Genomic DNA, 9755 nt, shown 5'->3' on the forward strand with positions numbered 1-9755 from the left:
GCGCGGTGGAGAAGGGAAGCCCGGTGAGCTCAATTAAATACCTGGGGAGTTACATATATGATTTGATAATGTACCCCTTTTATCATAAATCAGGATCTATTTCCCACGGGTTTATTATGTTAATAGACACTTGATTAAAATCTTTTGTGTTCCTTGTTACGAGAGTAAGATTATGTACTTGGGCAGTTGCAGCAATAAGCCCGTCTATAGCTGGAAGCATATAACCTTTGTTTTTGCTTTGTAATTGTCCCCACATATCCGCTATTGTTAGATTGATATTTAAAATACGTTCTTCAAAATAATCTGGCAATTCAACTTCAAGCCATTGAGAAATTTTTTCTTGTCTGCGAGGATCCAAGATCTTTGCTACTCCTTTTCTAATTTCCCCAATGGAGATAACACTAAGATATAATTGGTCGCTATTAATACCGTCAATCCATCTTAAAACTCTTTCATTAGGAGTAGGTTTTACAAGCTCTGATATAACGTTTGTATCAAGTAAATAGCTCATAACTCAATATCCCTCATTGAGGTTTTGTCACGTTCAATATTAATGTCTATTTCTACCAAGGGAGATTGCCTCAAAAAATTCACAAATTTTTGTTTAGGTTGTTTGAGTTTTTCATATTGTTGAACAGATAAAACAACGACTACAGGTTTTCCTCTTAATGTAATTTCCTGAGGTTTTCCTGAGGCTGCATTTTTTACTAATTCGCTTAGATGAGCCTTAGCATCTTGCAATTGCCAAATTTTCATAATTGTTACCTAATAACTAGTCTAACTAGTTTTATTATAGATTAAGGTTTAAAATAAATCCATGCTTACGAAAGGTTTAGAATTATAGCGAACGAATAGGGAGCTATACAGTTCCCTGAAGTAGGTAATTTAAAGTGTTTTGATTGGAATAAGAAACTAAACTTCTTCGTTTTCTGCAAATTCTTCTACAGAAAAAATTTCATCCGTCTTTATTGCATTTTCAGTGAGTAATTCTTGTTCAAGGTTTTTAAAGTTCCACATACTTTGGTCCATGAGTTGGCTGGGTTTAATGCTTTGTAAAGCATGTAAAATATTACTTGGAACTTTCGGATTTTCTTCTGCCAATTGATCAATTAAACGCGTTACTTTTTTACGCATTAAGTTTTCTTGTGACCCGCACAGATTGCACGGAATGATAGGGAACTGTTGCTCATTAGCAAAAGTAACAATATCTTTTTCTTGAACATAGGCTAAAGGGCGGATAACAATGTGCTTTTTATTGTCACTGAGCAATTTTGGTGGCATGGATCGGACATCACCATTATATAAAATTGACATTAATAAAGTACGAATTAAATCATCGCGATGGTGCCCTAACGCGATTTTATTGTATCCATTTTCTTCAGCATAACGATAAATAATGCCACGACGCAGGCGAGAGCATAAGGAACAATAGGTTTTCCCTTCAGGCACTTTTTCTTTGACAATGGTATAGGTATCACGTGTTAGGATTTCATGTTTTATATTGCGATCTGCTAACCATTGGCGTAGAGCAGAATCATTCCAACCCGGTTGTGCTTGATCTAAGGTAAATGAAAAAAGTTCGAATTTATTACCTGAACGACGGCGTAATTGATCCAAAATGGTTAATAAAGTAAAGGAATCTTTACCACCAGATAAACAAACCATAACACGATCACCGCGCTGGATCATGTTAAAGTCAGCAATAGCTTTGCCAGTATAATGCAATAATTTTTTTTCAACATGAGAAGGATTGGACATTTAAATAACCTTATTTGCTTGCTTTGCTGGCAACAGCGACAGTTCCCTTAACGCGAGTGGTTGTAAGCCATGAATTAATTTGTGCTAAATCATTCACGCTTAATGTACCAGCCAGATACTTTAATGCTAAAACTGAATTAATCAAATTATATTGATCATTCGCCAATTGTTGCTGTGCTTCAAACAGACGTTGCTGTGCGTTGACTACATCAACCATGGTACGAGTACCTACTTCAAATTGAGCTTCGGTACTTTCCAAGGAGTTTTTTTGCGAAATAATCGTTTGCCTATCGGCTTTTACTTTACTGATTCCATCGGTAATTGTATTAAATGCGATACGGCTATTTACAACAACATCACGATATGCTTGTTCAAATTGTTCGCTACTGCCTTGAAATTGATGTTGCGCTTGTCGTGTTTGTGAGCGTACCAGGCCTCCTTGGAAGACAGGGAAATTTAAAGCTAATCCAATATTGGATAACCTCTGACTTTTAGGCAGGATAGGGTTATTGTCTGGTTGCATGTCACCTAAATAATTATAGGTTTGGGTGGTATTGCTTTGTATTGCGACTGTTGGCCAATTTCCTGCAGATAAAGCTTTGACATTTTCTCTTGCCATTTCCATATTGTAGCGAGCGGTAAATAATTTATAATTTTGCTTTAACCCCGTATCAACCCATTTATCTGCATTATTTGGTTCAGGTTTAACTAAGGGAATTTTACTATCACGCAAAGGAGCTAAGGATTCATAAACATGATTGGTTAGTTTGCGTAAGTTTTCATATTGGTTGATCTTATTATTCCTAGAGGCAATTACGGTGGCCACTGACTGATCGTATGCAGCTTTTGCTTCATAAACTGAGGTAATTGCATCAAGACCTACCTGAAATCGTTGTTGAGCCTGTTCGTATTGACGCCAATTTGCTCGTTTCTTGGCTTCGGCAAAATTTAAAGTATCTTGTGCATAAAGAACATCAAAATAAGCTTTTGCTGTTCTTAGCATTAAATCCTGAGCAGCATCATTGAAGGTTGCCTGAGCCGCTTTAACAGAAGCCTTAGCCTGACGAACCTTTGCCCAAGCTTCATAATTAAATAGGGCTTGAGATGCAGTAACTTGCCATAAGGCTGTATTATAGTAGGTGTTATTGATTGAAAAAGCTCCACTATTCAGATTTAAAACGCTTCGGTTTGCCTGGCTAGAGAGCGTTACTTGCGGTAATAATGCTGCTCGTGCTTGAGGAATCGCCTCTGCATTTGCCATATAAGTATCATAAGCATTTTTGAATATGGGGTCATTTTCGAGGGCTTGATGATAAGTATCCATCAAGTCTGCTGCATAAATGTGCGCAGACAGACCCAAAGACATGAGGGAGCAGATCAACAGTTTTTTCATTATAACATTCACCCTAAAATACAGAGTCCGTCATCCTGCGGCTTTGTGTTGAATAATCGCTTTTAAATTAGTCAAAGAATTAATAACCTCAGAGGAGTTAGAATACAAATTCTTTGGGTTTTAGCTTATCAATCAGCAAAGGAATATCCGTTTCAAATAGCAGAGATTGATGCCATTCCCCTTGATGATCCAATTCATATAGATTGGCTTGCATGATAGGAGACTTGCCTTCTATGGCAAAAAGTTTTCCTCCAGGAAGTACTTGGAGCCATTGTGTTTCAGTTAATTGTTCTTTTGCACCAGTAAAAATAACTACCTCATAAGGCGCACTTTCTAGCCATCCTTGGCTCGCATCACCGGTAATTAATTCTACATTATGGCAGTGATGTGTTTTTAATTTACGTGCGGCATTTGTTGTGAATTCAGCATAATAATCCACGCTAATCACTTTCTTACATAATTTACTAAGCAATGCAGTAAAAAAACCACTTCCTGTGCCTACCTCAAGAACAGTCTCAGTTCCTTGTAAATTTAGCGCCTGAAGTATAGTGCCTTCTTCTAATGGAGTAAGCATGCGCTGATCGTTTCCTAAAGGAATTTGCATGTCTGAATAGGCAAAATGAGCATATTGTTCAGGCACAAACTCGTGCCTCGGTACTAAATTATAGAGATTGAGTATTGATTCTTCTAAAACATCACCAGTACGTAGCTGTTGCTTGACCATATTAATACGTGCATTTTGATAACTCATTTGCTCTACCGTAAATTTAATTGTTTTTAGTGGATTAATATTTTGGGACAATCTTAACAAAAAAATAACTTCTGTGCTAAGAAAATAATGTTCTAAATCTTAATTTCGTGGTGACTGTGTTTAAAGTTTGTTATGATCTGTGAACTTTATCGTAATTCTACATGTAGGAGAGAAACGTGCTTGAGCGATTTAGCGATTTTTTACAAACCGAATTAGAAACACTCAAAAAAGAAGGACTCTATAAGTCAGAGCGCGTTATTGAGAGTCAGCAGCAAGCTGAAGTGTTAGTTAATCATAAAGAAGTAATTAACCTATGTGCGAACAACTATCTGGGTTTGGCAAATGATCCGCAATTAATCGCTGAGGGGCAAAAAGCTTTAGAGCAATACGGTTATGGTATGGCTTCAGTGCGTTTTATTTGTGGTACGCAAACGCCACACAAGCAGCTTGAGCAAAAGATAAGTCAATTTTTAAGCAAAGAAGATTCCATATTATATTCATCTTGTTTTGATGCGAATACTGGCTTGTTTGAGACTTTATTAGGTGAAGAAGATGCAATCATCAGTGATGCACTAAATCATGCGAGTATTATTGATGGCGTGCGCTTATGCAAAGCAGCACGTTATCGCTATGCCAATAATGACATGAAGGCTTTAGAAGAACAATTGATCGCAGCGAAGAATGCACGTTTTCGTTTGATTGCTACCGACGGTGTTTTTTCTATGGATGGTATTTTAGCAAATCTGCCTGCTATTTGTGAGTTGGCTGATAAGTATGATGCTATGGTTATGGTCGATGATTCGCACGCAGTTGGTTTTATGGGAGAAACAGGCCGTGGTACGCCAGAGCATTTCGGTGTCACAGAACGAATTGATATGATCACAGGTACTTTGGGTAAAGCCTTAGGTGGAGCTTCAGGCGGTTATACTGCAACTAATGCCACTATTGTAGATTGGTTACGTGAGCGCTCTAGACCTTATTTATTCTCTAATACCTTAGCACCAGTTATTGCCCACACTTCATGTGTCGTTTTAGAGAATTTGATGAAGGACAATCATTTGTCTGAAAAATTAAAGCATAATAGTCGTTATTTTCGAGAAGGAATGATGCGTTTAGGTTTTAATTTGATTCCTGGAGAACATGCGATTATTCCAATCATGCTTGGTGACGCTAGTTTAGCAGGTCGCATGGCAAAGCGTTTGCTTGAATTGGGAATTTATGTTGTTGGATTTTCTTATCCTGTGGTGCCTAAAGGTTTAGCGCGTATTCGTACACAAATGTCTGCTTCTCATGAGTTGCATCATTTAGATAAAGCAATGGCAGCATTTGAAATTGTTGGGAAGGAGTTTTCTGTTATTTGAGGTATGTTCATGAAATCATTAGTCAAAGCAAAAAAAGCGCCTGGAATATGGATGGAGGATGTTCCTGTCCCTAAATATGGTGTGAATGATGTTTTAATTAAAATTAAAAAAACTGCAATTTGTGGAACAGACATCCATATTTATTCCTGGGATGATTGGGCACAAGCTACGATCCCAGTGCCCATGACTGTTGGTCATGAATTTGTTGGTGAAATCGTGGCTCAAGGATCAGAGGTACAAGGATTGAGTATCGGACAACGTGTTTCTGGTGAAGGGCATATTACTTGCGGTTATTGCCGTAATTGCCGTGCTGGAAAACGTCATCTTTGTCGTAATACTTTAGGCGTTGGTGTTAATCGTCCTGGATGTTTTGGTGAGTATTTATCGCTTCCTGCATCGAATGTCATCGTGCTTCCCAATAATATTACCGATGATCAAGCTGCAATTTTTGATCCCTATGGTAATGCGGCGCATTGCGCTTTATCTTTTGACGTTGTGGGTGAGGATGTACTAATTACTGGTGCTGGTCCAATTGGTATTATGGCTGCTGCAATTGTAAGACATATTGGTGCACGTCATGTGGTGATTACTGACGTTAATGAGTACCGTTTGGATTTAGCGCGTAAAATGGGTGTTACCCGCGCAGTTAATGTTAAATATGAAAAACTTTCTGATGTGATTACTGAGTTAGGGATGCTCGAAGGTTTTGATGTAGGTTTGGAAATGTCGGGCAATCCATTAGCATTAAACGAAATGATGAACGCAATGACCCATGGCGGGCACGTAGCCATGCTTGGTATTCCACCGCAAGAAACTCCTATTGATTGGAATCAGGTAATTTTTAAGGGGTTAATAATTAAAGGAATTTATGGGCGTGAAATGTTTGAAACCTGGTATAAAATGATTGCCATGTTGCAAAGCGGATTAGATATTTCTCCAGTAACAACACACCACTTTAAAGTGGATGATTATCAACATGCTTTTCAGATTATGGCATCTGGCCAATCAGGGAAAGTAATTTTGGATTGGTCTTAAGTCAAAGCAGATTTATAAAGACGGAGTATTTATGTCACAGTATATTTTTACCATGAATCGTGTCAGCAAAATTGTTGAAAACCAGCGATTTATTTTAAAAGATATTTCATTAAGTTTTTTCCCTGGTGCCAAGATTGGTGTTTTGGGTCTAAATGGTTCGGGTAAATCTACCCTATTACGAATTATGGCAGGTGTTGATAAACACTTTGAAGGTGAGGCAAGGCCTCAGCCTGGAATTAAAATTGGTTATCTGGAACAAGAGCCGCAATTAGATGTAAATACAACAGTACGCGAAGTGGTTGAAGAAGGTGTTTCTGAAATGAAACAACATTTAGCTAAATTTGATGAAATTAGCATGCGTTTTGCTGAGCCTATGAGTGATGATGAAATGAATAACTTATTGGTAGAGCAAGGCGAATTGCAAAACCTCATTGAAGCTGGCGGTGGCTGGGATTTGGATAGAAAATTAGATATTGCTGCTGATGCTTTAAGACTTCCCGATTGGGATGCTATTGTAAGCAAGCTTTCAGGAGGAGAACGTCGTCGTGTGGCTTTATGTCGCTTGTTGCTTTCTAATCCTGATATGTTATTACTTGATGAGCCTACCAACCACTTGGATGCTGAATCAGTGGCATGGCTTGAGCATTATTTGGAAAATTTTCCAGGAACGGTAGTAGCGATTACCCACGATAGATATTTCCTTGATAATGCTGCGGAGTGGATTTTAGAATTAGACCGCGGTGAGGGTATCCCTTATAAAGGAAATTATTCTTCCTGGCTTGAGCAAAAAGAAGCTCGTTTAGAAATGGAGAAGAGGCAGGAAGATTCTCATCAACGTGCAATTAAAGCAGAATTAGAGTGGGTACGTACCTCACCTAAAGGACGTCATGCAAAAAATAAAGCACGCTTGGCTCGTTTTGAAGAAATGAATTCTAAAGAATTCCAAAAACGTAATGAAACCAATGAAATTTATATTCCCCCAGGTGAGCGTTTAGGTGATTTAGTTCTTGAAGGGATACAAATTAATAAAGCATTTGGAGAGCGTATCTTAATTGATAAGCTTGATTTCAAATTACCAAAAGGGGGAATTCTTGGGATTATTGGTCCAAACGGTGCTGGTAAATCAACTTTCTTGAAAATGATTACTGGCCAAGAACCGCCTGATAGTGGCACGATTCGTGTTGGTGAAACCGTGCAATTAGCTTATGTGGATCAGTTACGGGATAATCTTGATGCCAATAAATCGGTATGGGAAGAGATTTCTGACGGTTTAGATATTATGCAAGTAGGAAGTTTTCAAATGCCTTCACGTGCTTATGTTGGTCGCTTTAATTTTAAAAATACAGATCAGCAAAAGAAAATGTCGCAGCTTTCAGGAGGGGAACGTAATCGTGTGCACTTAGCAAAATTGCTTAAAAGCGGCGGTAATGTGTTATTACTTGATGAACCCAGTAATGATTTGGATGTGGAAACCTTACGAGCCTTGGAGGATGCGCTGCTTAACTTTCCTGGTTGTGCAATCGTAATTTCGCATGATAGATGGTTCTTAGATAGAGTCTGTACCCACTTAATGGCTTTTGAAGGCGATTCACAGATTGCCTTCATTGAAGGTAACTACAGTGATTATGAAGCAGACAGAAAACGTCGCTTGGGTGATGCGGCAGATAGGCCATCTCGAATTAAGTATAAGAGGTTAGAGTCTTAAGTGTGCAGTGTGTTAATATTTTTCTTAATTTAACCCTCCTTCATACGAATGAAGGTATTTTACTTTGCGGAGATAATAATTAAATGAACAAGTTGTTTTGGGCTAGTCTCATCTTATGCATTGACTTAACATCGTGCGTTGATTATGACGAATCTACTTTAATTACTGATGATGCGGGTTATGTACATCGCACCATTCATTACACGAAAGACAAGCGTGGTCGTAATTATTTCCCTATGAAAATTAATGCTACTGGTGAAAAACGCTTTGTTTTTGATCCCAAGGCTTCTGCGTGGGCTGCTTATGATGAGGAAGGAAATCGTCTCTTAACTGGAGCTGGTTCTGCAGGTGTTGATGTGTGTGAAGAAAATCCAAATCAATCATGTCGTACAATTACTGGGACCTTCCGTGTGTACAATAAACGAGGTATTGATTGTCGTTCAGGAGAGTACCCTGTAGATACACATGGTGGTGCAAAAATGCCTTATTGTATGTACTTCCATCAAGGAGTAACAATCCACGCGGCTTATGAAGTTCCTGAACATCCATCAAGTCATGGCTGTATTCGCGTATTTCCAAGTGCTGCCAAGTGGTTAAATGAAAACTTTATGACTTTGGGAACCAAGATAATTGTACTGGATTATCCAGAGCAAACTGCCCCAGCTTAGTTAGTGTTATATATTACAATAGTACTCTTCCGGGGTCCGGGACAGACCCCTGGGACACTGAGCCTGATGGCTATGGGTTAAAAGTCCGATCTATGATTTCTGGATAAGCGAATGAATCATTGTTATGATCTGTTAGAACTTACTGCTCTATTTATAATTGCAAAGACGTCAAGAATTGGAACAATTTCGTGTGAAGCATCCAGCTATTGTAACCACCACAATCCCCTGATTATGTGTCATTATCAAAACTGCGACTGCTATTGTTAGCCATAACGTAGTGATACCCTTGAATCCAATTTTTTCAACAGGCCGCTCCGTTTATTTAACGAATACTTGAAATAATTCCTACTTATGGTATTCTTAAAAGTAAGAATATAAGGAGGAAGATATTATGCTTGTTCAAAAACTATCTATTTCCTTGCCTCAACAGCAATGTGAATTTATTGAAAGTTACCTTGTGGATCATCATCTAAAAAGCCGCTCCGAGGTTATTAAAGAAGCACTTTACTTGCTGCAACAAAAGCAACTTGAGGTTTATTACAGAGAAGCGAATCAAGAAATTGATTTAGCATTTGAGAATACATCTTTAGATGGGCTTGAAGAAAATGAAACGTGGTGAGATTTATTATGCAGATTTAGATCCTACAGTGGGCGATGAAACTAAGAAATTTCGCCCGGTGCTGATTATAAGCAATAATGCTAATAATAATTTTGCTAATACGATTACCATTATCCCTATTACATCAAACGTAAATAAAGTTTATCCATTTGAAGTTCTGCTTAGCATTAATGAAAGTGGTTTGTCGAAAACTTCAAAAGCTCAATGTCATCAAATCAGAACTATTTCTAAAGACAGAATTTCTAATATGAAGGTTCATGGTGTCGTTAGTAATTTAATCTTATCCAAGATTAATTCTGCATTAAAATTACACTTAGATTTACCTTAGCATTTGAGCTGCAACAGTGAAGAGTTAAATTAAAGCCTTATTATCTAAATATTGTGCCTAATTGTAGATTCTAAATCCATCATAGTAACTCCCCAGGTATTTAATTGAGCTCACCGGGCTTCCCCTCTCCACCGCGC

Annotated in this window: 11 protein-coding genes; 6 read left to right on the forward strand and 5 right to left on the reverse strand. The window is 38.1% G+C overall.

The features are described from left to right. Positions 1 to 82 precede the first annotated feature (82 nt). From QM652_RS12910 to QM652_RS12930, 5 genes are all read right to left on the reverse strand, one after another. Entirely contained in the window at positions 83 to 511 is a 429-nt protein-coding gene (locus tag QM652_RS12910; protein ID WP_415076451.1) for a type II toxin-antitoxin system VapC family toxin, read from the reverse strand. Further along, entirely contained in the window at positions 508 to 756 is a 249-nt protein-coding gene (locus tag QM652_RS12915) for a type II toxin-antitoxin system Phd/YefM family antitoxin (RefSeq protein ID WP_415076453.1), read from the reverse strand. Before QM652_RS12915 ends, QM652_RS12910 begins: the two co-directional genes overlap by 4 nt. Before the next feature lie 156 nt (positions 757 to 912). After that, positions 913 to 1758 (reverse strand): tRNA 2-thiocytidine(32) synthetase TtcA, encoded by an 846-nt coding sequence (gene ttcA / locus QM652_RS12920; protein WP_415076455.1) that lies wholly within the window; start codon positions 1756 to 1758, stop codon positions 913 to 915. Between the two features lie 10 nt (positions 1759 to 1768). Beyond that, on the reverse strand, positions 1769 to 3151 hold the full coding sequence (locus QM652_RS12925; RefSeq protein WP_415076457.1) for a TolC family outer membrane protein: 1383 nt from the start codon (positions 3149 to 3151) through the stop codon (positions 1769 to 1771). 97 nt (positions 3152 to 3248) lie between these two features. Further along, complete coding sequence (locus QM652_RS12930) at positions 3249 to 3902, reverse strand: protein-L-isoaspartate O-methyltransferase family protein (protein ID WP_415076459.1); 654 nt, start codon at positions 3900 to 3902, stop codon at positions 3249 to 3251. Between the two features lie 176 nt (positions 3903 to 4078). Here QM652_RS12930 and QM652_RS12935 point away from each other — a divergent pair, with 176 nt between their 5' ends. The 6 genes from QM652_RS12935 to QM652_RS12960 all read left to right on the forward strand — a co-directional run bounded on the left by QM652_RS12935 (position 4079) and on the right by QM652_RS12960 (position 9618). After that, entirely contained in the window at positions 4079 to 5263 is a 1185-nt protein-coding gene (locus tag QM652_RS12935) for a glycine C-acetyltransferase (protein ID WP_415076461.1), read from the forward strand. A gap of 9 nt (positions 5264 to 5272) precedes the next feature. Further along, positions 5273 to 6298, forward strand: a complete 1026-nt coding sequence (gene tdh, locus QM652_RS12940; protein WP_415076464.1) for an L-threonine 3-dehydrogenase — start codon at positions 5273 to 5275, stop codon at positions 6296 to 6298. 31 nt (positions 6299 to 6329) lie between these two features. After that, entirely contained in the window at positions 6330 to 8003 is a 1674-nt protein-coding gene (gene ettA / locus QM652_RS12945) for an energy-dependent translational throttle protein EttA (RefSeq protein WP_415076466.1), read from the forward strand. An 83-nt stretch (positions 8004 to 8086) separates the two neighbouring features. Then, positions 8087 to 8671, forward strand: coding sequence for a L,D-transpeptidase (locus QM652_RS12950; protein WP_415076468.1), 585 nt, complete (start codon positions 8087 to 8089; stop codon positions 8669 to 8671). A 391-nt stretch (positions 8672 to 9062) separates the two neighbouring features. Next, on the forward strand, positions 9063 to 9290 hold the full coding sequence (locus tag QM652_RS12955; protein WP_415076470.1) for a ribbon-helix-helix domain-containing protein: 228 nt from the start codon (positions 9063 to 9065) through the stop codon (positions 9288 to 9290). Continuing rightward, positions 9277 to 9618: a type II toxin-antitoxin system PemK/MazF family toxin gene (locus tag QM652_RS12960; RefSeq protein WP_415076472.1), complete on the forward strand. Its 342-nt coding sequence runs from the start codon at positions 9277 to 9279 to the stop codon at positions 9616 to 9618. Before QM652_RS12955 ends, QM652_RS12960 begins: the two co-directional genes overlap by 14 nt. The last annotated feature ends 137 nt before the right edge of the window (positions 9619 to 9755 follow it).

It is taken from the genome of Legionella sp., assembly GCF_047605385.1.
Lineage (GTDB): Bacteria > Pseudomonadota > Gammaproteobacteria > Legionellales > Legionellaceae > Legionella.